This window comes from Microbulbifer maximicatervae (SeqCode), from assembly GCF_056232625.1.
Genome location: NZ_CP174324.1, coordinates 3302185 through 3323740, shown reverse-complemented (window position 1 = coordinate 3323740; position 21556 = coordinate 3302185). Strand labels below are relative to the sequence as shown.

At 55.8% G+C, this 21556-nt stretch carries 20 protein-coding genes; 7 read left to right on the top strand and 13 right to left on the bottom strand.

All coding sequences use genetic code 11. The features are described from left to right. Positions 1–52 precede the first annotated feature (52 nt). On the bottom strand, positions 53–703 hold the full coding sequence (gene crp, locus ACJJI6_RS14540) for a cAMP-activated global transcriptional regulator CRP (RefSeq protein WP_051089460.1): 651 nt from the start codon (positions 701–703) through the stop codon (positions 53–55). Between the two features lie 301 nt (positions 704–1004). Between crp and ACJJI6_RS14535 the strand changes: the two genes are divergently transcribed. Beyond that, complete coding sequence (locus ACJJI6_RS14535; protein ID WP_282934442.1) at positions 1005–1412, top strand: OsmC family protein; 408 nt, start codon at positions 1005–1007, stop codon at positions 1410–1412. An 84-nt stretch (positions 1413–1496) separates the two neighbouring features. On the opposite strand, the gene coq7 is transcribed toward ACJJI6_RS14535, so the two are convergent. The 7 genes from coq7 to prmA all read right to left on the bottom strand — a co-directional run bounded on the left by coq7 (position 1497) and on the right by prmA (position 9104). Then, the gene (coq7, locus tag ACJJI6_RS14530; RefSeq protein WP_108731610.1) at positions 1497–2141 is read right to left on the bottom strand and encodes a 2-polyprenyl-3-methyl-6-methoxy-1,4-benzoquinone monooxygenase; all 645 of its coding nucleotides are present in this window, start codon (positions 2139–2141) and stop codon (positions 1497–1499) included. Positions 2142–2197: 56 nt separating this feature from the next. Further along, the gene (gene purD, locus ACJJI6_RS14525) at positions 2198–3502 is read right to left on the bottom strand and encodes a phosphoribosylamine--glycine ligase (RefSeq protein WP_475710972.1); all 1305 of its coding nucleotides are present in this window, start codon (positions 3500–3502) and stop codon (positions 2198–2200) included. A gap of 191 nt (positions 3503–3693) precedes the next feature. Further along, positions 3694–5265 (bottom strand): bifunctional phosphoribosylaminoimidazolecarboxamide formyltransferase/IMP cyclohydrolase, encoded by a 1572-nt coding sequence (gene purH / locus ACJJI6_RS14520; RefSeq protein WP_475710970.1) that lies wholly within the window; start codon positions 5263–5265, stop codon positions 3694–3696. 143 nt (positions 5266–5408) lie between these two features. Beyond that, positions 5409–5717, bottom strand: coding sequence for a DNA-binding transcriptional regulator Fis (gene fis, locus ACJJI6_RS14515; RefSeq protein ID WP_020411495.1), 309 nt, complete (start codon positions 5715–5717; stop codon positions 5409–5411). Beyond that, the gene (dusB, locus tag ACJJI6_RS14510; RefSeq protein WP_444892695.1) at positions 5714–6706 is read right to left on the bottom strand and encodes a tRNA dihydrouridine synthase DusB; all 993 of its coding nucleotides are present in this window, start codon (positions 6704–6706) and stop codon (positions 5714–5716) included. The genes fis and dusB overlap by 4 nt, the downstream gene beginning before the upstream one ends. A gap of 205 nt (positions 6707–6911) precedes the next feature. Then, the gene (locus tag ACJJI6_RS14505) at positions 6912–8147 is read right to left on the bottom strand and encodes a DUF3426 domain-containing protein (RefSeq protein WP_475710969.1); all 1236 of its coding nucleotides are present in this window, start codon (positions 8145–8147) and stop codon (positions 6912–6914) included. A 75-nt stretch (positions 8148–8222) separates the two neighbouring features. Continuing rightward, positions 8223–9104, bottom strand: coding sequence for a 50S ribosomal protein L11 methyltransferase (gene prmA / locus ACJJI6_RS14500; protein WP_475710968.1), 882 nt, complete (start codon positions 9102–9104; stop codon positions 8223–8225). Positions 9105–9128: 24 nt separating this feature from the next. Between prmA and ACJJI6_RS14495 the strand changes: the two genes are divergently transcribed. Beyond that, positions 9129–9266 carry a hypothetical protein gene (locus tag ACJJI6_RS14495; RefSeq protein ID WP_444926578.1) on the top strand — a complete coding sequence of 46 codons (138 nt, stop codon included), beginning with the start codon at positions 9129–9131 and terminating at the stop codon, positions 9264–9266. Here ACJJI6_RS14495 and accC read toward each other — a convergent pair. From accC to ACJJI6_RS14475, 4 genes are all read right to left on the bottom strand, one after another. Next, positions 9255–10595 (bottom strand): acetyl-CoA carboxylase biotin carboxylase subunit, encoded by a 1341-nt coding sequence (gene accC, locus ACJJI6_RS14490; RefSeq protein ID WP_413664257.1) that lies wholly within the window; start codon positions 10593–10595, stop codon positions 9255–9257. The genes ACJJI6_RS14495 and accC overlap by 12 nt on opposite strands. Before the next feature lie 15 nt (positions 10596–10610). Further along, complete coding sequence (gene accB, locus ACJJI6_RS14485; RefSeq protein WP_475710967.1) at positions 10611–11078, bottom strand: acetyl-CoA carboxylase biotin carboxyl carrier protein; 468 nt, start codon at positions 11076–11078, stop codon at positions 10611–10613. Positions 11079–11100: 22 nt separating this feature from the next. Then, the gene (gene aroQ, locus ACJJI6_RS14480; RefSeq protein WP_282934435.1) at positions 11101–11556 is read right to left on the bottom strand and encodes a type II 3-dehydroquinate dehydratase; all 456 of its coding nucleotides are present in this window, start codon (positions 11554–11556) and stop codon (positions 11101–11103) included. A gap of 259 nt (positions 11557–11815) precedes the next feature. Next, positions 11816–13618, bottom strand: a complete 1803-nt coding sequence (locus tag ACJJI6_RS14475; protein WP_475710965.1) for a protein-disulfide reductase DsbD family protein — start codon at positions 13616–13618, stop codon at positions 11816–11818. A 120-nt stretch (positions 13619–13738) separates the two neighbouring features. Here ACJJI6_RS14475 and ACJJI6_RS14470 point away from each other — a divergent pair, with 120 nt between their 5' ends. From ACJJI6_RS14470 to ACJJI6_RS14455, 4 genes are all read left to right on the top strand, one after another. Then, complete coding sequence (locus tag ACJJI6_RS14470) at positions 13739–14467, top strand: N-acetylglucosaminyltransferase (protein WP_413664260.1); 729 nt, start codon at positions 13739–13741, stop codon at positions 14465–14467. Next, a complete protein-coding gene (locus ACJJI6_RS14465) occupies positions 14464–14925 on the top strand; it encodes a copper chaperone PCu(A)C (protein WP_475710964.1) in 462 nt (153 codons plus the stop codon). Before ACJJI6_RS14470 ends, ACJJI6_RS14465 begins: the two co-directional genes overlap by 4 nt. A 35-nt stretch (positions 14926–14960) precedes the next feature. After that, the gene (locus tag ACJJI6_RS14460) at positions 14961–15530 is read left to right on the top strand and encodes a YajG family lipoprotein (RefSeq protein ID WP_475710963.1); all 570 of its coding nucleotides are present in this window, start codon (positions 14961–14963) and stop codon (positions 15528–15530) included. Between the two features lie 179 nt (positions 15531–15709). Next, positions 15710–17503 carry a putative bifunctional diguanylate cyclase/phosphodiesterase gene (locus ACJJI6_RS14455; RefSeq protein WP_444892701.1) on the top strand — a complete coding sequence of 598 codons (1794 nt, stop codon included), beginning with the start codon at positions 15710–15712 and terminating at the stop codon, positions 17501–17503. 51 nt (positions 17504–17554) lie between these two features. Here ACJJI6_RS14455 and ACJJI6_RS14450 read toward each other — a convergent pair whose 3' ends face one another. Continuing rightward, positions 17555–18553, bottom strand: coding sequence for an adenosine kinase (locus ACJJI6_RS14450; RefSeq protein ID WP_475710962.1), 999 nt, complete (start codon positions 18551–18553; stop codon positions 17555–17557). Positions 18554–18938: 385 nt separating this feature from the next. Here ACJJI6_RS14450 and mrcB point away from each other — a divergent pair, with 385 nt between their 5' ends. Further along, positions 18939–21521 (top strand): penicillin-binding protein 1B, encoded by a 2583-nt coding sequence (gene mrcB, locus ACJJI6_RS14445; protein ID WP_444912056.1) that lies wholly within the window; start codon positions 18939–18941, stop codon positions 21519–21521. Positions 21522–21556 lie beyond the last annotated feature (35 nt).

Sequence of the window (21556 nt, the reverse complement as noted above, 5' to 3'; positions counted from 1 at the left end):
AAAGGGCGATGTAAAAATCGCCCTTTTTTTATGCGGTGTATTTATTCGGTTACTAGCGGGTACCGTACACCACCATGGTTTTACCTTTAACGGAAACCAGGCCCTGTTCTTCCAGGGTTTTTAATACGCGGCCCACCATTTCCCGGGAGCAGCCGACGATACGGCCAATTTCCTGGCGGGTGATTTTTATTTGCATGCCCTCGGGGTGAGTCATTGCATCCGGCTCATTGCAGAGATCGAGCAGGGTGCGAGCGACACGTCCGGTAACATCCAGGAAGGCAAGATCGCCAACTTTGCGCGTGGTGTTGCGCAGGCGGCCTGCCATTTGGGTGGCCAGGGCAAAAAGAAACTCTGGGTGCTGGCGAGTGAGCTCCTGGAACTTGGTGTAGGAGATTTCTGCCACCTCACACTCGGTTTTGGTGCGGACCCAGGCACTGCGGGTGTCCTGATCGAACAGGCCCATCTCACCGAAAAAGTCTCCGTCGTTGAGGTAGGCAACGATCATTTCGCGGCCTTCATCGTCCTCAATCAGAACTGTAACGGAACCGCGCATAATGAAATAAAGGGATTCACAGCGGTCGCCAGCATAGATAATTGTGCTCTTGGCCGGGTAGCGACGCCGGTGGCAGTGGGCCAGAAAGTCTTCAATATTGCCGATAGTCATGGGGTCTTCGATAGCAACCGTCACGGATTTATTCCTCATTTTTTGTCTTGTGCTCTATCCCGGCTTTAGCAGCTGAGCACTATTGAATTATCGCGCGAAAACAAAATCCCCAACAGGGGCTGACCGCGGCAAAGTTCCGCAGTGTGACCTGTGACACTATGGCACTGGGTCGCTTGGACTTCATAAACCACGATGCGTTCATAGAAAAAGCATTTGATCATGCGTCATTCGGCTTTCGCGCGGAGGCGTACCAGACACTATACCGGAAACATACAGGTGCCGGGATAGACTTCGCCAATATGCTAAGCTTCGCCGCTGAAGTTTTAATGGGAGTGGAGTGATGCAGGGGAAAGTAACCTGGGTAAATGATTTAACCTTCGTCGGTGAAGCCGGCAGTGGTAATTCGGTAGTGATGGAAGGCGGCCGCACAAATAATGGTGTGCGCCCGATGGAAATGATTTTGCTGGGCGTCGGTGGCTGCGCGGCTTACGATGTGGTGAGTATTTTACAGAAGGCGAGACAAGACATTATTTCCTGTCATTGTGAACTGGAAGGTGTGCGCCCAGATACAACCCCATCGCCGTTTGAGCGAATTGAAATGAAGTTTGTAGTGCGCGGTCGCGGATTGAAGGAATCCCATGTTGCCCGTGCAGTGGAACTCTCCGCAGAGAAATACTGCTCAGGCTCCATCATGTTGCGCAATGCGGGTGTCGAGATTGTGCACAGCTACAGCGTTGAAGAAGCTTGAAGGAAAATTAGCCGGGAAGGGAAGGAGGATACTGGGCGTAACCTCCCTAAAATCCAAGTCGTTTTAGTGAGTGAAGAGTAACGGTCAGATTTTATAACTGGCCGAGGTCATCACTTTAGATACCAGAGACATCACTCCTTTTACCGGAGCGGGGAAGCGGGCACCACCGGCGGCCAGTGCAGCGTGGGCGTGCTCGTCTTCGTCAATTAACATCTGTTCCACTACCGCACGGCTTCTCTTGTCGTCGGCGGGAAGCTTTTCGAGGTGGCTCTCAAGATGTTTACACACCTGGTCTTCCGTAGCGGCCACAAAACCGAGGCTGATTCGGTCGCTGATTTTCCCGGCGGCGGCGCCGAGCCCAAAGGACATGCCGTACCACAGTGGGTTGAGTAGGCTGGGGCGGCTGTCCAATTCCTTCAAGCGCTGTTCACACCAGGCCAGATGGTCGATCTCCTCATCGGCAGCGCGCTCCATTTCCCCCCGCACCTCGGGCAGCTTGGCGGTCAGGGCCTGGCCCTGGTAGAGCGCCTGGGCGCAGACTTCACCGCTATGGTTGACCCGCATAAGGCCAGCGGCGTGTTTGCGTTCGCTGTCGGTGAGGTCTGTCTCGGCTTCACCCTTGGCCGGGGATGCCCGGCCGTGGCAGGGTTCGCCGGGACTCAGGGTGCGCAGAGCCCGATCCGCTTGAATTAACAGGCGGTCGAGTCCGCTGAGGCTGCGTTTACTCATAGTCTTCTGCTCCCTGTGGAAGGCGACCGCTGATGAGCGGCCGCCGATGCCAGCTGTTAGTCCTGCTGCTCTGCAGAAACCTTTTCTCTTTCGACAGCGCGGTAGCCGATATCTTTCCGGAAGAACACGCCGTCCCAGTAGATAGCCCGAGCTGATTCATAGGCATTTTCCTGAGCTTCAGCGACGGTATCTCCCATTGCTGTGGCGCACAACACCCGGCCACCATTTGTGACTACACGCTCACCATCCAGTGCGGTACCGGCGTGGAAGACCTTGGCGTTGTCACCGTCTGCTTTGTCCAGGCCGCTGATGGCATCGCCTTTGCGGTAGCTGCCGGGATAGCCGTGAGCGGCAAGTACCACACCCAGGGCTGGGCGGGGGTCCCACTCAGCAGTGACAGTGTCCAGCTTCTTGTCCAGAGCAGCCATGCACAGGTCAACCAGGTCTGATTTCAGGCGAATCATAATTGGCTGGGTTTCCGGATCGCCAAAGCGGCAGTTGTACTCGATAACCTTCGGAGTACCGTCGCTGTCGATCATCAGGCCGGCGTAGAGGAAACCGGTGTAGGGCGTACCCTCAGAAGCCAGGCCTTTAACTGTGGGCTCGATAACCTCTTGCATAATGCGCTGGTAAATGGTGTCGGTCACCACCGGTGCCGGGGAGTAGGCACCCATACCGCCCGTATTGGGGCCGGTATCACCATCGCCAACGCGCTTGTGATCCTGGCTGGTGGCCATCGGCAGGATGTTTTCACCATCCACCATCACGATAAAGCTCGCTTCCTCACCCTGGAGGAACTCCTCGATAACCACGCGACAGCCGGCTTCACCAAAGGCGTTTCCAGACAGCATATCGCGTACAGCGAGCTCAGCCTGCTCTTCGGTTTCGGCAACGATTACACCCTTGCCCGCAGCCAAGCCGTCGGCTTTAACCACGATGGGCGCGCCGCGCTCGCGAATGTAGGCAACCGCCGGCTCCACTTCGGTGAAATTGCGGTAGGCAGCGGTGGGGATCTTGTGGCGCTCGAGGAAGTCTTTAGTAAAGGCTTTGGAGCCTTCCAGTTGGGAGGCGCCTTTGCTGGGGCCAAAAATGGCGAGGCCACGGGCATTAAAGAAATCGACAACACCCTCTACCAGCGGTGCTTCCGGGCCGACAATCGTTAGTTCTACGTCGTTTTCCTCGGCGAAATCTGCCAGGGCGGCGAAGTTATCCACACCGATCGCGATATTTTCCAGCTTGGGTTCGCGGGCAGTGCCGGCGTTGCCTGGGGCAACATAGACGGTGCCGACATTTGGGTTTTGCGCTGCTTTCCACGCCAGAGCGTGCTCGCGGCCACCTGATCCGATAACCAATACGTTCATTCTTAAATCCCCCTAAGTCGACCGATCCGGTCCATTGCACAGGTTATAGGTGTGCTAGTTTAACGTGGAATTGATTCTGAGGCCTGAGTCTCGCCCCTGGATTCAAATGATTTGTGCGGGCTGGGAAGTATCGATACTTCCCAGCCCGTTGATCATAGCCCGCAGCAGTAAGCATTTGCGGGCGCACAATCTTAGTGGCGGAAGTGGCGCATGCCGGTAAATACCATGGCCATATTGTGCTCGTCCGCTGCGGCGATCACTTCTTCATCGCGCATGGAACCGCCGGGCTGGATAACCGCCTGGATTCCCACAGCGGCAGCATTATCGATGCCGTCGCGGAAGGGGAAGAAGGCATCGGAAGCCATAACGGACCCTGCAACAGCGAGGCCGGCGTGCTCGGCCTTGATCGCGGCGATGCGTGCGGAGTTTACGCGGCTCATCTGGCCTGCGCCTACACCCACAGTGCGACCGTCTTTGCCGTATACGATGGCATTGGATTTTACGAACTTGGCCACTTTCCAGGTAAACAGCAGATCGCGGATTTCTTCTTCAGTGGGCTGGCGCTTGGAGACTACTTTCAGGTCGGCAGCCGTGATCAGACCGTCGTCGCGGTCCTGAACCAGCAGGCCGCCATTAACGCGCTTGTAGTCCAGTGCCGGGGTGCGCTCGCTGCTCCACTGGCCGCATACCAGCAGGCGCAGGTTCTTCTTCTCGGCAACGGCCTGTTTGGCCTCTTCGGAGACTGACGGTGCGATGATGACTTCAACAAACTGTCGCTCGACGATAGCGCGGGCAGTGGCGCCGTCCAGCTCTCGGTTAAAGGCGATGATACCGCCAAAGGCAGATTCGCTGTCGGTAGCGAAGGCCAGGTCGTAGGCTTTGTGAATATCTTCAGCAATCGCCACACCGCAGGGATTGGCGTGTTTTACGATCACGCAAGCGGGTTGTTCGAAGGATTTCACGCACTCCAGCGCGGCATCGGTATCGGCGATATTGTTGTAGGACAGCTCTTTGCCCTGCAGCTGGGTGGCAGTGGAAATACTGGCCTCAGCTGGGTTGGCTTCGGTATAGAAAGCGGATTTCTGGTGCGGGTTCTCACCGTAGCGCAGGTCCAGTTTCTTGATGAATTGGCTGTTGTAGGTACGCGGGAACAGCTGCTTTTCTTCGCCTTTAATGGCGCCCAGGTAATTAGCAATAGCGCCGTCATAGCCCGCCGTGTGCTCAAAGGCTTTTACCGCAAGGTCAAAGCGGCTGGCGTGGCTCAAGGTGCCATCGTTATCTTTCATTTCTTCGATGATGTTGCCGTAATCGCTGGCATTGACCACGATAGTGACATCTTTGTGGTTCTTGGCGGCAGCGCGAACCATGGTGGGGCCGCCGATATCGATATTCTCGATAGCGTCTTCGAGGGAACAGTCGGGCTTGGCAACGGTTTGAGCGAAGGGGTAGAGGTTAACCACCACCATATCGATCGGGGTGATACCGTGCTTGCCCATGATGGCATCATCGGTACCACGGCGCCCCAGAATGCCACCGTGTACTTTCGGGTGCAGAGTTTTGACACGGCCGTCCATCATTTCGGGGAAGCCGGTGTAGTCGGAAACTTCTACCACGGGAATACCCGCTTCCTTGAGCTGGCGGTGGGTTCCGCCGGTGGAAAGAATCTCAACCCCCATTGCGGAGAGCTGTTGAGCGAACTCTACAATGCCACTCTTGTCAGAGACACTAATTAGAGCGCGGCGGATGGAAACCTTGTCTGTCATTGCACTTGATCCAACTGGTTTTCGAAAAGGATGTTTAAAGGGTTTTAGCGGTTGTCCACTGTGGCAACAAAAACGCTGCCGGGAAAATAGCGAAGGGGGATGAGTTACCTCATCCCCCTTCAAAATTTCGCTTGGTGGGAAGCTTACAGCAGGCCGTAGCGCTTCAGCTTCTTGCGCAGGGTGCCACGGTTGAGACCCAGTAATTGCGCGGCGCGGGTCTGGTTGTGGCGGGTGTATTTCATCACCACTTCGAGCATGGGCGCTTCGATCTCCGACAGCACCATGTCGTAGACATCGGTTACCATCTGGCCATCCAGGTGGCGGAAGTAATTCTCCATTGCGTGCTCGACGGCATCGCGCAGGGACTGCTGCTGTGGCTGTGCCAGTTGAGTCTGTCCCCTGGAGGATACTTCTTCATTGCCAGTATCCGGAATTAATACTTCGTTGTTCATGCCGCTTGTGCCCCTCTCGTTATTCGGCGTTCAAACCACTCGTGAACGCTGGCATGTTGTACTTCTGCACTCTCTATTTGGAAAAAGGTCTTGCGGAAGGACTCGCTATCCGCGAGCGTCTTCAAGTACCAGCCCACATGTTTGCGAGCGATACGGACCCCCATCACTTCACCGTAGAATCGGTGTAGTTCGCCCAAATGGGCGAGCAAAATATTCCTGACTTCATCCAATGTCGGTTCGGGTAGCCGCTCGCCAGTGGCGAGATAGTGGGCTATTTCCCGAAAAATCCATGGTCGTCCCTGTGCTGCACGGCCAATCATGACCGCCGATGCGCCAGTGTAATCGAGCACCTCTCGGGCTCTCTCAGCACTGCAGATGTCGCCATTGGCAAAAACCGGGATTTTTACCCTGGATACAATTTCGGCAATGGTATCGAATTCAGCCTGTCCGTGGTAGCCACAGGCGCGAGTGCGACCGTGAACCGCCAGTGCAGCGATCCCGGAATCCTCGGCCATTTTGGCTACAGTGACGCCATTGCGGGAATCCGGGCACCAGCCGGTGCGGATCTTTAGCGTCACCGGGACGGAAACAGACTGGACCACGGCTTGAAGAATATCCGCTACCAGCTTTTCATCCCGCAGCAGGGCGGAGCCCGCTGCTTTCTTACACACCTTTTTTGCCGGGCAACCCATATTAATATCGATGATTTGCGCGCCGCGACGAGCATTCTCCCGAGCGGCTTCCGCCATCATCTCAGGATCACCGCCGGCGATCTGCACCGATATGGGCGCCGCTTCGCCACCGTGATCCAGGCGCAAGCGGGACTTGCGGCTGTTCCACAGGCGAGTGTCCGAGGTCACCATCTCCGAAACCACCAATCCGGCGCCGAGTTCTCGGCACAGCTGGCGGAAGGGGCGGTCGGTGACACCGGCCATGGGCGCCAGAATTACCGGGTTGTCGATAATATAGGGGCCAATGGCAGTAGACACGGTAGCTCCATTTGGGCTGTAGGAAGGGCAATCTGTGCCCCGGCAAAACAGCCGCCTATGATAGCGGCTGGCCCGTTAATGGCAAAGCGAAAAAGCGGGCAATTTGATCGATCACTGTTCATTTAGCCTGTCGAATGCGCAGGTTTGGTTGTTTATGGCGCCAAATCCCCTTTGCTAAAAACTTAGCCGGGGAGCTTGTGTGTGTTCAGTGAGTGATGTTCAGCTCGTAGTTTACCGCTTCTGCACCGGGGTCAACCACCTCAATAGCGATATGAATGGGGCTGTCCTGGGGCATTAGTTTGCGTCCGGCCAACTCCCCCTGTAGGTACTCGTTCGGGGTAAATCGACGACTGGCCACAGCCTTATCCTTCAGGTCGCTGAAGTTCAACAATAAGTTGGGGAAGGGTTGCGCGTAGGGGGCAGTATTTAGCAGCACTGCATCCACTACCAGGGCGCCCTGCAGCTGCGGGTGGGTACGCACCATTAAGTTTGTGGCCTGGATCGCCCGGGTATCTTTTAGTTGAGGTAAGGTGCAGCCGAATAGTGGGCAGGCGGCTGCATAGAAGTCGCGCCAGGGCTGTTTGCGGCTGAGGCTATCGAACTGGAAGTATGCAACCTGAATCACTATGCCGAGGATCGATAGGGGAATCAATGCACGCCATAGCCAGGGAGAGGCTGTGCGTTTCTTTTTGGGGACTCCCCACGACATCTCCACAGGCGCGGGCTGGATGGCTGAGATCAATTGCTCCCGCTGCGGCTCTTCAGCAGTGGTAGATTCGCCACCGAAGTAAGGCTCCTGGCGGCTTTCCTCAGTGGGGGGAGGTGTATCTACAGACTCGGTTGATACTGCAGGCTCATTGTTGTCCCAAGACGATTCCTCAGCGAGGGAGCTAGAAGTTTCAAACTCCGGTACTTCAGGTTGGCCGTTGTACTCGGGCGAAGAGTCAGAATCAAAATCAGGAAGTTCTTCCCAGTCCGGCTTGAGGATTTTATCCAGGTCCTCTTCGGGTTCCGCTTCCTCTTCGGTGTGAGATGTTTCCAGCTCCTGCCACTCATGGTCGCCAAAGGCGTCACCAATTAATTCCTGCGCTGCTGCACTATATTCTTTTGGTTCAGATTTGGGTGCGCTGTCAGGTGCCCCCTCATTGGTTGCACTCTCCCGACCGGCAGTTTGATCTACAGCTGGTGGAGATGGCGGGGTGGCGGGTTCGTCCTCGTCGAGCTCGATATCGTCGTGGATCAGGAAGTCATCGTCTTCCAGCAAAGCCTCCAAATCATTGCGGCTCTCGCTATCACTCTCTGAGAAAACGATATTTTCGTCTGCGCGAAACACCTGCAGGCAAGACCCACAGCGAACGGCGCCGCGGGCAGCGCGCAGTTGCTGGTCATTAATATGAAATGATGTGCTGCAATGAGGGCAGCGGGTTACCAGTTGAGACATTCGACTAGAGCGCAGTTTATTTAGCAGCCAAGTTTATCAGCCCAAAGGGGTCCCGCGTAGTGCTGGGGAGCGCATTTAGCGCACCCGCTTGCCTGTCAGTCTGACCCATCCCTCGTGTTCGCCGTCAGGATCGAACTCAATCCATTCACTGTAAGCATTTTTCACCTGCTCTGCCTGGGAACTGAGGATGCCGGACAGACAGATTTTTCCGCCCAATTGAGTGAGCTGTATCAGTTGAGGGGCGAGTTCTACCAGGGGACCGGCGAGGATATTGGCCAACATAACATCGGCGGCTTCGCTCGGCATTTGTTCTGGCAGGTAGACCGGGAAGCGCTCGGGGTTTATGCCGTTGCGCTGGGCATTGTCGCGGCTGGCGAGCAATGCCTGGGGATCGATATCGGTGCCGAGAACTCGCTCTGCTCCCAGTAGAAGTGCGCTAATCCCCAGAATACCCGAGCCGCAACCGAAGTCGATGGCACTCATACCTGCGAGCTCCTGCTGTGCCAACCATTGCAGACATAGGAAAGTAGTTGGGTGCGTGCCAGTGCCGAAGGCAAGGCCCGGATCGAGCAGCAGGTTCACGGCGTCCGGTTGTGGTGGCTCACACCAGCTGGGGCAGATCCACAAATTGGGGCCGCACTGGATGGGTTTGTAGTGGGTCATCCACTCCCGCTCCCAATCCTTGTCCTCAAGTTGCTCCCAGCGGGCATTGGGCAACATTTCGCATAGGAAGGAAGCTGCTTTTGCCTCGGTAACCGCGGTGTCGACTTCCGCATCGAACAACCCGGTGACCCGTGTTTGCTCCCATAGGGGCACCTCTCCGAGTCCGGGCTCAAGGATCGGTTGGTCAGCGTTGTCTTGCAGGGTGACAGATACGGCACCGGCAAAAAGCAGTGCGTCTTCAATTTTTTCCGCGTGATCACGGTCGGTGTCCACGCGGAGTTGTAGCCAGGGCATAATTATTCCGGAATTGTTATAGCGATGTTTACGGCATTGTTGCGGCCGGGCCGCACTCAGATAACGACGGTTGCCACGCCATCCATGGCAAGGTTCAGTGTCGTTATGTTTGCCGCAATTCTCGCTAACTTTGCCCCGGCTGGCGAGCGCTTAAAGACCTAACTTCTTCTCCAGGTAGTGGATATTGACCCCACCCTTGGCAAAGTTTTCATCTCGTACCAACTCTTCCTGTAGGGGAATGTTGGTTTTGATACCGTCCACTACCAGTTCCGAAAGGGCCACACGCATACGCGCCAACGCGGTTTCACGATCTTCCGCATGGGTGATCAGCTTGGCGATCATGGAATCGTAGTTGGGGGGTACCGAGTATCCGGAGTAGAGATGGGAGTCGACCCGCACACCCAAGCCGCCAGGCATATGGAAGTTGTTTACCTTGCCGGGGCTGGGGAAGAAGGTCTGCGGATCTTCGGCATTGATACGGCATTCAAAGGCGTGACCTTTGATTACGATATCTTCCTGCTTCAGGGATAGCTTTTCACCGGCACAAACCCGAATCTGCTCTTTGATCAGGTCGACGCCGGTTACCATTTCGGTAACGGGGTGCTCCACCTGAATACGGGTGTTCATTTCGATAAAGTAGAAACGCTCATTTTCATACAGGAATTCAAAAGTACCCGCGCCGCGATAGCCGATATCGATACAGGCTTGTACACAGGACTCATGTACCTGCTCGCGCACCTCATCGGGAATACCCGGAGCTGGGGCTTCTTCTAAAACCTTTTGATGGCGGCGCTGCAGGGAGCAGTCGCGATCGCCCAGATGGATGGCGTTGCCCTGGCCATCGGCCATTACCTGGATCTCAACATGGCGGGGATTCTGCAGGAATTTTTCCATGTAGACGGTGCCGTCACCGAAGGCCGCCTGGGCTTCGGACTTGGTCACGGCAATCGCGTTCACCAGCTCCTCTTCCTTTTCCACCACGCGCATGCCGCGACCACCGCCACCGGCGGCAGCTTTAATGATGACCGGATAACCGATGCTGCGGCCGATCTCCATGCAGCGCTCGCTATTATCGGGCAGCGGGCCGTCAGAGCCTGGAACGGTGGGAACGCCAGCCTTTTTCATGGCGGCAATTGCAGACACCTTGTCCCCCATCAGGCGGATCACATCCGGGTCAGGGCCAATAAAGGTAAAGCCGCTCTTTTGCACCTGCTCGGCGAAGTCCGCGTTCTCTGCGAGAAAGCCATAGCCGGGGTGCACGGCTACTGCGTCGGTGATTTCCATGGCGGAGATCAGGGCCGGCACATTTAGGTAGCTCTGCGGGGATGGGTTGGGGCCGATACATACAGATTCGTCGGCCAGGCGTACATGCTTGAGATTGCGGTCTACCAAAGAGTGCACCGCCACAGTGGCGATGCCCATCTCTTTACAGGCGCGCAAAATCCGCAATGCGATTTCGCCGCGGTTGGCGATTAGGATTTTGTCGAACATTGTGACTTACCCCACTCAGACGATGGTCACGAGGGGCTGGTCAAACTCAACCGGTTGGCCGTCTTCCAGCAGGATCGACTCAATGGTACCAGCCTTGTCGGCTTCGATCTGGTTCATCATTTTCATCGCTTCGACGATGCACACAACATCGCCAACTTTGACCTGCTGACCCACTTTCACGAAGGCCTCGGCGCCAGGGCTGGGGGCAGCGTAATAGGTGCCTACCATCGGGGATTTTACCGCGTGTCCGCTGATAGCCGGCTTGGACTCTTTTTCAGCTGGGGCAGCAGGAGCGCTGGGCGCCGGAGCAGCAGGGGCGGTAACCGGTGCGGGAGGCGCGCTGTAAATCGGTGCAACGGGTTGGGCGGCGCTGCTGACGCCGCGACTGATGCGCACGGACTCTTCGCCTTCTTTGATTTCCAGCTCGCCGATATCCGATTCTTCGAGCAGCTCAATCAATTTTTTAATTTTGCGGATATCCATAGTTATTTACTCGCAGTTTGATTCATTGTTGTGCAGGTGTGGCATCCAATTGGTGGATGGCTGCCTGTAAGGCCAGGGTGTAGCTGTTGGCGCCAAAGCCACAGATTACGCCGCAGGCCAGATCTGAAAGATAGGAATGGTGTCGGAAAGCTTCCCTGGCATGGGGATTGGACAGGTGAAGCTCAATAAACGGGATGGCAACGGCTGCCAGGGCATCGCGCAAGGCGACACTGGTATGGGTGAACGCAGCGGGATTGATCACGATAAAGTCGACCCCACTGGTCGCCGCCAGGTGGATTCGTTCGAGCAGGGCTGATTCACTATTGCTCTGCAGGACTTCCAGTTCGTGGCCGGCGGCGTCGCACTGGCGCTCGGCGGCTTCGTTGATATCCGCCAGGGTGGTAGACCCGTAGATGTGCGGTTCGCGACTGCCTAAAAGATTTAGGTTGGGGCCGTGAAGGAGAAGAAGTTTAGCCATAATTCGCCCTGAAGAAAGTTGCCGAAAACCCATATAAAGTGGGTTAAAATTGGCTATCTTGCGGGCAAACTCGAAATTTCGGCCTAGCTGCCCGAACTCATTAACCGAGTCTGCCGCAAAAGTGACTCCCTGTCCATGCCAGACTCGGAGTTTATCGAAGTTAGCAGCAGTTCGGCGATATTGGGCAAAAAATTAGTTCAAAATATCCGGGCTGTGGCCTGTTTACCTTGGGTTATTGGCTACAAAGGCGCCAAAAACTTTACTGAGTCACCCCAGTGCTCAAAGGGGAGTCCACAGCGTTCTCCAATTCCTGTAGTAAATCATCTTGAGATAATATTTGCGGCAGTATTTTTGCGTCGCCCCCATCGGCGGGATAGAGAAGATACAGCGGCACACTGGTACGCCCGTATTTGGCCAATAATTCGCTGATTCGCGGGTCCTGGTTGGTCCAATCGCCTTTCAGCGCGACCACGTTGAGGCGTTCCAAAGCATCACTGACCTCGGTGCTCGACAGCACAGCTTTCTCATTCATCAGGCAGGTGATGCACCAGGCCGCCGTCATATTGGCCAGAACTGCACGCCCCTCACTGCGCGCAGTCTCCAGTCTCTCTGCCGAATAGGGCTCCCAGTAATCGCTGCTGGACAATTGTTCAGACTGATTGATGGTTTTCAGTTGCGGAAGTAGAAAAACCGCCAAGGCCAGGGAGGCCAGGGCCAGGGAACCGCGCAGCCAGTGCCATTGCGGACGCGGCCAAAGCCACAGGGCAAATGCAATGGCTACGGCACCAGCCAGTACCAGGGCAACTCCATCCCCCCCGGCTTGTCGGCCCAGAACCCACAGTAGCCACACCGCAGTGAGATACATCGGGAATGCCAACAACTGCTTCAGGCGATCCATCCAGGGGCCGGGTTTGGGCAGCTTTTCGGCTAGAGCGGGGATATAGGTCAACAACAGGAAGGGGGCCGCCATACCGGCGCCAAGGGCGGCAAAAACACTTAGCGCAATTAGTGCGGGCTGCGTAACAGCAAACCCCAGTGCGGAGCCCATCAGCGGCGCAGTGCAGGGGCTGGCCACCAGGGTTGCCAGCGCGCCCGATGCCACAGAGCCCGACAACCCCTGACGTTTATTCAGGTTGCCGCCAATACCCATCAGGTTACTGCCGAGTTCGGTCATTCCGGACAGACTCAACCCCATGATAAAAAACAGGTAGGCGAGTGCTGCCACCAACCAGGGGGATTGAAGCTGGAAGCCCCAGCCGACTGCCTCTCCGCCGGCGCGAAGGGCGAGCATCACAGCGGCGATAGCCACAAAGCTCAAAACTACGCCCAGTGTATAAGCCCAGCCGTGGTGATGCCTTTGGCTTGCATTTTGTGCCGCCTGGCTCACGGCCAGTAATTTAATCGACAGTACTGGGAAGACACAGGGCATCAGGTTCAGGATCAGGCCACCGGCAAATGCGAGAAGCAGCGCCAGTGATAAGGTGACATTGCTACTGCCTGCGGCACCGCCAGCACTCGCTGGCGGAGTGGGCGCGCCTGTAATTAAGGCGCTGTCCTGCGGTTCTATATCCTGACTGGCAAAATCCACACTGTAGTACCGGGTCTGAGGTGGATAGCAAAGGCCGGCATCTGCGCAGCCTTGATAGTGGAGCTCCAGTTGGGTGGAACCGCTGGTTTCAGGGATATCCAGGGCAAATTCGAGCTGGCCTCGGTAGACCTCAGTCTCTTTCTCGAAATAGTCGTCCCAAATGACTTCACCGGTTGGCAGGTTCAGGGGGATGGGAGTTTTTTCACCATTATCGACTCTGTACAGCGCCAGTTTTTCGCGATAGAGGTAGTACTCTGGGGCAATCTGGAAGAGTGCACTGAGGCCGTTGGCATCAAAGAGCAGATCCTGCTGATAAGCTTCATCGACCGGCAGGAAAGAGTTTTCCTGGGCGCTGCTCAGCGAGGCAAAAGGGTTATCGGAATTCTGCGCTGCAGCTCCAATGCTGGTTATGGCCAGCAGGATTGTCAGCAGAACGAGGAAATTTTTTCGGAAACTTTTGGTCATCACAGCCATAGATGAAAAAATTCATTATAGTCGGGCGCATAGTTCAGACTGCTGCACCAGACGGGGGTTCAGTCGCCGCAGCAGTATAGCGACGCCAGTGGTACAAAAAAACAACAATAGGGGATTGTTTTGCCGTCATTTGAACGCCTTCACAGCCTTGGGGTTTTACTGCTACTGGCATTTTGCCTGGGGGCCTGCTCATCCAATAAGCCCGCACCTAAAACGGTTGTCCCTCCTCCCGCCCCTAAAAAGACGCCATCCCAAGACCAGGTTCGGCGCAACAATATTTCCTTTTTTTTGAGTCGTGCGGAACAGGCGCTACGCAAAGGGCATCTAACCCAGCCTGCCGGCGCCAGTGCCTACGACTACTACCTGCGTGTATTGCAACTGCAACCGGATAACAGCAAGGCAGAAACCGGTATTCAAACCATTGTGGTCACCTATGTTGAGCGGGCGCGGGACGCCCTGCGTCGCAGGGATTTTGGGGAGGTGAATACCCTGTTGAAACGGGCCGAGATGTTGGCCCCGGCCAATCCGCTGGTGGCTGAAGTGCGTACACAGTTGGTCCGCGAGCGGGGGAGAGCGCAGCTCGATTTACCGCAAGGGGAGGTGATAGGTCTGCCAGCCGGTGAACTTGCAGCAAGGTCTGCCGGGCTGGTGGAACAGTTGCAGCGAGTAGCGGGCAGGATTCGCAGCGAGCAGCTGCGCGTCATTATCGTAGCGCGCAGTGATGCTGAGGGCCGTTGGGTTTATCAGCAACTGCGCGAGGCTGTACCCGGGTATCGGGTGCGTGGAGATATCAAAGTCGGGAATCCGGCGAAACTGATTCTGATTAAGCCCAGCGGAGGGGCACCATGAAAAAAGTATTGGCATTTGCCTTCTTAATCACCGCACTTCTTGTGTCTAAAGGCGCCTATTCCATAGGAATTACGGCAGAGGGGTATGCCCGGGAAACACCTCCCGGGCCTTCAATGAGCGCTGCCTTTGTGTCGCTGCACAACACTGGTGATTCGAGTCAGGTACTCACAGGTGTGGAGCTGCCGGGTGTTGAACAGGCTTCGGCAGACCTGCATGCCACAATATCGGAGAACGGAATAAACCGGATGCGCCCGCTGGATCAGCTGACGATAGCCGCCGGGGCAAGTGTAGATATGGCTCCCGGTGGAGTTCACTTAATGATTAAAGGTCTGCGCTTGCAGGCGGGGGAAGAGTTGCCGTTGCGACTGCTTTTTGCCGATGGCAGCAGTGTAGATATTCTTGTGCCAATAGTTCGGATGAGTGATGAGGGTGAGCACCACCACCATCACCATGGCTGAATTGGCAGTTTTTTTGAAGTGAGGGGGAATTAAACATGAAGAAGTTATTGGTTTTTGCCGGTGCACTGCTACTCAGCGCTTGTGCTCACAGCCCGCTGCAAATTTGGCTGCAGCCTCAGGTCCAGGTCGCTCCTGAAGCGATAGGCGAAGGCTTTAGTATGAGTGTGATGGGAGTTAATGAACTGCCCTCTGGCGGCTTGGGATCATTGGGTGGTGTTTATGCGGATACTGCTCAGGTAAGTATTGGCAATGACGCTGGTGAGGCTATTGCGGCGGGATTGCGTGAGGGTTTTTCAAATTGGTCATTCCGAATTACCGATAGCGCGCCGGAAGTTCAGGTGATCGCAAAATTGGTAAAACTCACCTACAACAGTCCAAATACGGTTTATACCACTGAGATTGACACCTCTGCTGAAATTCACCTGGAAGTGAAAATTGGTCCTCGCACTTATTTCGGCACTTACAGCGCTTCCGGCAAAGATCGGAACCTGGTTAAGCCCAGCCGTGAAGAAGTCCAAAGCCGTGTGAATGGACTGCTCAACACAACTCTACAACGAGTATTTGAAGACGAGAAATTAAAAAATTTCTTGCGCAGCAATCTGTGAATGTGCAATTTATACATTTGTAGAAAAAACTCGGCTGGGAGGCTGGATAATTGAATAAAATCGGCGATCGTGGGCGATGATGTCGGTAACCTTTTTCGGTTATGGTCTGTCGCAAGGCACCTCCCCGCTACCGGGAAAGGTTTGCGCTTTACTCTGTTGTGTTTTGAGTGAGTTTTCCCGTGACGCTGTTTAATCCAGAGGCGGCAAGTTATCTCGGTCCCCTCGCCCAGTTGGAAGAGGGGCTGCGCCCCTGTGAGCAGATCAGTTTACAGGCGGCGGAGGCGGCTCTCGGTGAAGTTGCCGATGGTGTCATTGTCACCGATGCTGCGGGCACGGTGGTTTACACCAACCCCCTGGTCAACGAAATGACCGGGGACCTGGTTGGACTGCTGCCCGGCCAGCCACTCAGTGAAGGTTTGCGCCTGTGCAATAGCCGGGGCGATGCGATAGAGCCGATACTGCCGGCATCCAGTGACCTGGGTGAAGTACCCAGAACCAGAGAGTTTAATGCCTGTATTGAGCGCCCAGGGGAAGAGCATGTCCCGCTTGAAGTGACCGTGCAGGTAATGGCTCTTTGGGATATGGGGGTGCTGAAAAATTATGTTTTGGTGCTGCGGGATACCTCTGCCGCACGCCGGGTTTCCACCCGCCTTATGTGGCAGAGTAGCCACGACGCCTTAACCCGACTGCCCAACCGACAATTCTTTGAGAGTGAGCTGCAAAGCCAACTCAGCCTCTGTGTCGATAAACGCCAGCACCATGTATTGCTCTACCTGGATGTTTATCAATTCAAAGTAATTAACGACACCCTGGGCTTTGTTGCCGGGGACCAGTTGTTGGTTCAGTTGGTGGAGTTAATCAAGCGCTGCCTCTCCAGCGACGATCTGTTTGCCCGAGTCGGCAGTGATGAGTTTGCGATACTACTGCGCGACTGCACCCTGGAAGAGGGTGGTCGTGTGGTGGCTCGGCTGCGCGACTCTGTGCAGAACTTCAGTTTTTTCTGGGAGGGGAATGACAACCGGGTCGCGGTGTCGATCGGTGTTGTTGGAGTCGATCACTTTACCCCCAATGCCAGTCAGTTACTGGCGTCGGCCAATGATGCCTGTTGCAGTGCCCGCGAGCAGGGCAGAAATCGCGTTAAGCTGTTTGGTGACTCCCGTAAGGTATTGGAGAAGCGTCGCGAGACCACCTGGGTTGCGGAAATTCACGCGGCTTTGCGGGAAGATCGCCTGATGTTGTACCGACAGCCAGTGGTTTCACTAAAGGGGGACCGCAATGTCCACCACTATGAAATCCTGGTGCGGATGCGCGGCCGTGATGGTGGAGTGATTTCACCGGGGCTGTTTTTGCCAGCCGCAGAGCGCTACGGCTTGATCGAGGAAGTGGACCGCTGGGTAATTCGCCGGGTCTTTGACTATATGGCCCAGGAGCAGCGCCTGGGGATGGGCGGAATTAATTATGCGGTCAATATTTCCGGTATCAGCCTGGGGGATGAGACCTTTGCTGATTTTGTGCTGCAGTCTCTGTCCGATGCCGGTGTAACGCCTTCACGGGTTCAATTTGAAATTACAGAAACCAGCGCCATCAATAATCTCGAGCGAGCCCTAATATTTATCCACAAGCTGAGAGCCGCCGGTTGCAGCTTTGCCCTGGATGACTTTGGTCGCGGTGTTTCCTCCCTGGCTTATCTGCGTCAGCTGCCGGTAGATTTTCTTAAAATCGACGGAAGCTTTGTGCGGAATATGCTCGAGGATGAAATTGATAGCGCAATGGTGAGCACTATTGATCACTTGGCGAAGAGAATGGGTATCAGCACTATCGCCGAGTATGTAGAGAGCCCGGAGTTAATGGAAAAATTGAGCCAGATGGGGGTGGACTATGCCCAGGGGTTCGGTATTTCCGCAGCGACGGGGCTGCCGGAGCTGGATAGCTACCCGGGGATGCTCCACCATTCCAGAGGGCCCAAGCCTTAGGGCCCTCTGGAAATCATGTGTCTATAGATAACTGCTATTAGGCAATTGCTATTAAACAACCGGTGCGAGTAATTCGGAGTGCTGCTCGGCCTCTAGTCGCGGGCCGTATTGGCTCACTACCTGGGCGGCAGCGCGGCAAGCGAGTTCGCCGGCTTCGGTAAAACTCATTTCGCGGTTGATACCGTAGAGGAAAGCACCGGCAAACATATCGCCTGCGCCGTTGGTATCGATGGCGCGGACTTCGGGACTCTCTATGCGGTGAACGTCGTTGCCGTCCCATAGCAGTGCGCCATCGGCGCCCAGGGTAATCGCGAAACTGCGGCAGTAATCGCGCAGCGCTTCAACGGCGCCCTCCACAGAGTCGGTACCGGTAAAGCCCAGAGCCTCATCCCGGTTGCAGAACAGCATATCCACACCGCCGCCAATCATTTCCCGCAGCCCTTCGCCGAAGAACTGAACCATAGCCGGGTCAGACAGGCTGAGAGCGGTTTTAACTCCGTGGGCTTCGGCTTCTTCGCGAAGCTTGATCGCTGCGGCACGGCCCGTTTCAGAGGAAACTAGGTAGCCTTCGATATAGGCCCACTTGGAGGCGGACAGTGCATCGCTATCCAGCTCAGCGACTGAGAGCTGTTCACTCATTCCCAGATAGGTGTTCATACTGCGTTCGGCATCCGGGGTGATAAGCACCAGGCATTTGCCGGTAGTGCCCTTATCAGCTTGCTTCAGTGTTTCGGGGTAGTCGACCCCGGCGCTGTTAAGGTTGTTTCTGTAGAAATCACCATTCTCGTCAGCGGCAACTTTGCACGAATAGAAGGTGCGGAGACCGAAATAGCTGGCAGCAATGACCGTATTGGCACCGGAGCCGCCGCAGGCCAATTTGGCAGTGACCATATGGTTTTGAAGGTCGTCTACCAGCTGTTGCTGACGGGCATCATCTACCAGGGTCATGATTCCCTTTTCCACGCCAAGGCTGCTCAAATCCTGGTCCGACACTTCGATTTCTGTATCGAGTAGGGCGGCACCTATGCCGTAGAGATCGTATTGCTGCATATCATTCCTATTCGGGCTTATTGTCTACATTTCCGCCGCATTATGGACGTGATTTTGCCAAGTGCAAGGCATTGGGGAGGGCTGGCGACAGCAAACCCTCACATAGGCGCTTGTTACATCTTGGTGAACTTATAGGCGGTTGCTGCGGTCAATCCTCGCACAGGTGTAAATAGCACCTTCACGTAAACCGCCAGGTGATAGATACTGCCAAGCCTGGATTTTAGCCCGCTAATTGAGTGGGCCCGCCAGTGCTGAAAGGCACTGGCAGCAAGATACCAGCGGAGCTGCCACCTGCTGGTACCCTGCCTTCGACTCTTCGATTGGGGCTGGTTAGGTCTCATGAGTCGCTTGATGTACTGAGTTGGCAGCGGGACTGAATCCTCATATGGCATCAACGAAACGCCGGCGCGTCAGAGCGTCAAAGCCCAAACGACGATATCGCTGGCTCAAGCTGCTAGTGCTTTTAGCCCTGGTGGGCTCCCTGGCGCTGGCAGCGTATATGGCTTACCTGGATGTGCAGCTGCGCGAGCGACTGGATAGCCGTCAATACCAACTCCCCGCCCGAGTCTACGCTCGTCCGCTGGTGCTGCGCGAGGGTATGGCAATGCATCCGGATGAGTTGGAGTCCGAATTTGCTGCCTTGAATTACCGCAAGCAGGGCACTCTGAGTGAGCCCGGTTCCTGGGTTCAGGACGGAATGAATTACAAGGTCTGGCGCCGGGACTTTATCCATGCCAATGGCCGCCAGCCTGCTGCAGTGGTCTCCTTCCGTCTGCGCAATGATCAAATTAGCGGCCTGCGTGATGACAATGGCCGAAGCCTGGCAGAATTCCGCCTGGACGCGGCTAATATCGGCTCTCTACTAGGGGGAGGCGATGACCGCAATCCAGTGCGTTTCGATGATATTCCTCCCTTGGTAGCCAATACCCTGATTGCTGTTGAGGATCAGGACTTCCTCAATCACTTTGGTGTTTCCCCTCGCGGTATTGCCCGGGCCATGGTGGCCAACGCAAAAGCCGGACGATTGGTACAGGGTGGCTCCACAATTACCCAGCAGTTGGTCAAAAATATCTTTTTTGACCATAAGCCCAGCCTGAGACGTAAATTCAACGAGGCCCTGATGGCCATCCTGATGGAGGTGCACTACGACAAGCGCTATATCCTGCAGGAATACATCAACGAAGTGTGGTTGGGTCAGCAGGGTGCCAGAGGTATTTATGGCTTTGGGTTGGCCTCTGAATTCTATTTCCAGCAGCCCCTGGACACCTTGGAACCCCATCAGGTAGCGCTGTTGGTGGGGCTGGCGAAAGGTGCGTCTTACTACAACCCCTGGCGCAATCCAGAGAGAGCACTGCAAAGGCGCAATACCGTGCTGGAATTGATGCTGGAGCAGGGGCTGATTACCCAGGAGGAATTCCAGAAGTATTCCGCCAAGCCTCTGGGGGTGGTCAAGGGTGGTGTCGGTGCGCAGAATCCTTACCCGGCCTTTACTGAGCGGCTGTTGATTGAATTGCGTCCCTACTACTCCTACGAGGAATTGCGCACTTCGGGTTTACGGGTTTACACCACCTTGGCCCCTTCGGTGCAGAAGTTGGCGGAGGAGTCCATCAGTCAGGGCGTTAGCCAGCTGGAGAAAGACCGAGGGATCAAAGCCAATTCACTCCAGGCCGCGACAGTATTGTTGGATAATCGCAACGGCAATGTGCTCGCCATGGTGGGAGATCGGAACCCGGACTACCCAGGCTTCAACCGGGCGCTGGAAGCCCGCCGCCAGGTGGGCTCCCTGATTAAGCCGGCTGTGTTTCTCACTGCTCTAGAGCGACCGGAAGAGTACAACCTGGCCACCCTGATCGATGATGCCCCGGTGAGAATTGAAGAGGCGGATGGCGATGTATGGATGCCGCAGAACTTCGATAAGCGCGCTCACGGACAGATACCGCTTTATATCGCTCTGGCCAAGTCCTATAACCTGGCGACGGCCCATTTGGGATTGGATCTCGGCCTGCAGAATGTGCGCCAGACGATTCGCCGCCTGGGTGTTGAATCCAGGCTCCCCCGAGTGCCGGCGATGTTGCTTGGTGCTGTGGAGATGACCCCGTTCGAAGTTGCCGGTATGTACCAGACCATCGCGAACAATGGTGAGACGGTACAGCCGCGCACACTGCTGGCGGTTTCCGATGCCCAGGGCGGCCGTGTACAGCACTTCCGCCGCAAGGCTAATCGCGGTGTCGACCCCGTTCCAGCTTACCTGTTGCGCTGGGGGCTGGAGCAGGCCATGCGTGAGGGTACCGGACGCCGCTCCGCCAAGCGCTTGCCAAGTAGCATCGCCTTTGCCGGGAAAACCGGAACCACTAACAATAACCGCGATAGTTGGTTTGCGGGCTTCTCCCCGGAAGTAACCGCCGTAGTCTGGCTCGGGCGCGACGATAATGAGCGCACGCGCCTAACTGGCTCCACCGGCGCACTGCCGATCTGGACGGAGATTATGCGCAAGCTGCCCCATCAACACGGACCGGCAGAGATGCCCCGAGGAGTGGAGCTTAAGTCAGTGAACTCCCGGGGGCAGTTTATGGACCCGGATTACTGTCGCGGTGGTTATGAGATTCCTTTCTCCTACGAGAGCCAGCTGCAACCGGCGCCGGAATGTCGGGGGCAGAACCGCTGGCGCTGGTTCCGCAATCTATTTGGCAATGGTCGCGACGAAGCGGCTCCCAGAGAGGAGATGAGTCCCGGTTGGGGGGTGGATACCAGTGAGCAGCAGATGCGCGATCAGCGCCGCCAACAATTGCAGGAGCAACTTCGAGGTGACGATGCGGAAGAGTTTGGTGTAGATCCCGAGTATGGCTCCGATTATGAAGAGGAGCCCCTGGAGCTGCCAAGAGATAATACTTTTGGCGGGAGGGCTCACAGCGTACCGGTAGAGGAAGCCCAGCCGGTGGGGCCTGACCTGGAAGATCAGTGGCCCTAGGGAAGGTAGCGCGCGATTGAATCGCGCGCTTTATC

Bases quoted from the DNA above. Each gene is read 5' to 3' on its own strand.
- ACJJI6_RS14475 (WP_475710965.1), bottom strand. From the start codon at position 13,618: ATGGCTGTGATGACCAAAAGTTTCCGAAAAAATTTCCTCGTTCTGCTG.
- ACJJI6_RS14460 (WP_475710963.1), top strand. From the start codon at position 14,961: ATGAAGAAGTTATTGGTTTTTGCCGGTGCACTGCTACTCAGCGCTTGT.
- fis (WP_020411495.1), bottom strand. From the start codon at position 5,717: ATGAACAACGAAGTATTAATTCCGGATACTGGCAATGAAGAAGTATCC.
- ACJJI6_RS14495 (WP_444926578.1), top strand. From the start codon at position 9,129: ATGTTTACGGCATTGTTGCGGCCGGGCCGCACTCAGATAACGACGGTT.
- purD (WP_475710972.1), bottom strand. From the start codon at position 3,502: ATGAACGTATTGGTTATCGGATCAGGTGGCCGCGAGCACGCTCTGGCG.
- accC (WP_413664257.1), bottom strand. From the start codon at position 10,595: ATGTTCGACAAAATCCTAATCGCCAACCGCGGCGAAATCGCATTGCGG.
- mrcB (WP_444912056.1), top strand. From the start codon at position 18,939: ATGGCATCAACGAAACGCCGGCGCGTCAGAGCGTCAAAGCCCAAACGA.
- accB (WP_475710967.1), bottom strand. From the start codon at position 11,078: ATGGATATCCGCAAAATTAAAAAATTGATTGAGCTGCTCGAAGAATCG.
- ACJJI6_RS14535 (WP_282934442.1), top strand. From the start codon at position 1,005: ATGCAGGGGAAAGTAACCTGGGTAAATGATTTAACCTTCGTCGGTGAA.
- aroQ (WP_282934435.1), bottom strand. From the start codon at position 11,556: ATGGCTAAACTTCTTCTCCTTCACGGCCCCAACCTAAATCTTTTAGGC.
- ACJJI6_RS14450 (WP_475710962.1), bottom strand. From the start codon at position 18,553: ATGCAGCAATACGATCTCTACGGCATAGGTGCCGCCCTACTCGATACA.
- prmA (WP_475710968.1), bottom strand. From the start codon at position 9,104: ATGCCCTGGCTACAACTCCGCGTGGACACCGACCGTGATCACGCGGAA.
- coq7 (WP_108731610.1), bottom strand. From the start codon at position 2,141: ATGAGTAAACGCAGCCTCAGCGGACTCGACCGCCTGTTAATTCAAGCG.
- purH (WP_475710970.1), bottom strand. From the start codon at position 5,265: ATGACAGACAAGGTTTCCATCCGCCGCGCTCTAATTAGTGTCTCTGAC.
- ACJJI6_RS14505 (WP_475710969.1), bottom strand. From the start codon at position 8,147: ATGTCTCAACTGGTAACCCGCTGCCCTCATTGCAGCACATCATTTCAT.
- crp (WP_051089460.1), bottom strand. From the start codon at position 703: ATGAGGAATAAATCCGTGACGGTTGCTATCGAAGACCCCATGACTATC.
- ACJJI6_RS14465 (WP_475710964.1), top strand. From the start codon at position 14,464: ATGAAAAAAGTATTGGCATTTGCCTTCTTAATCACCGCACTTCTTGTG.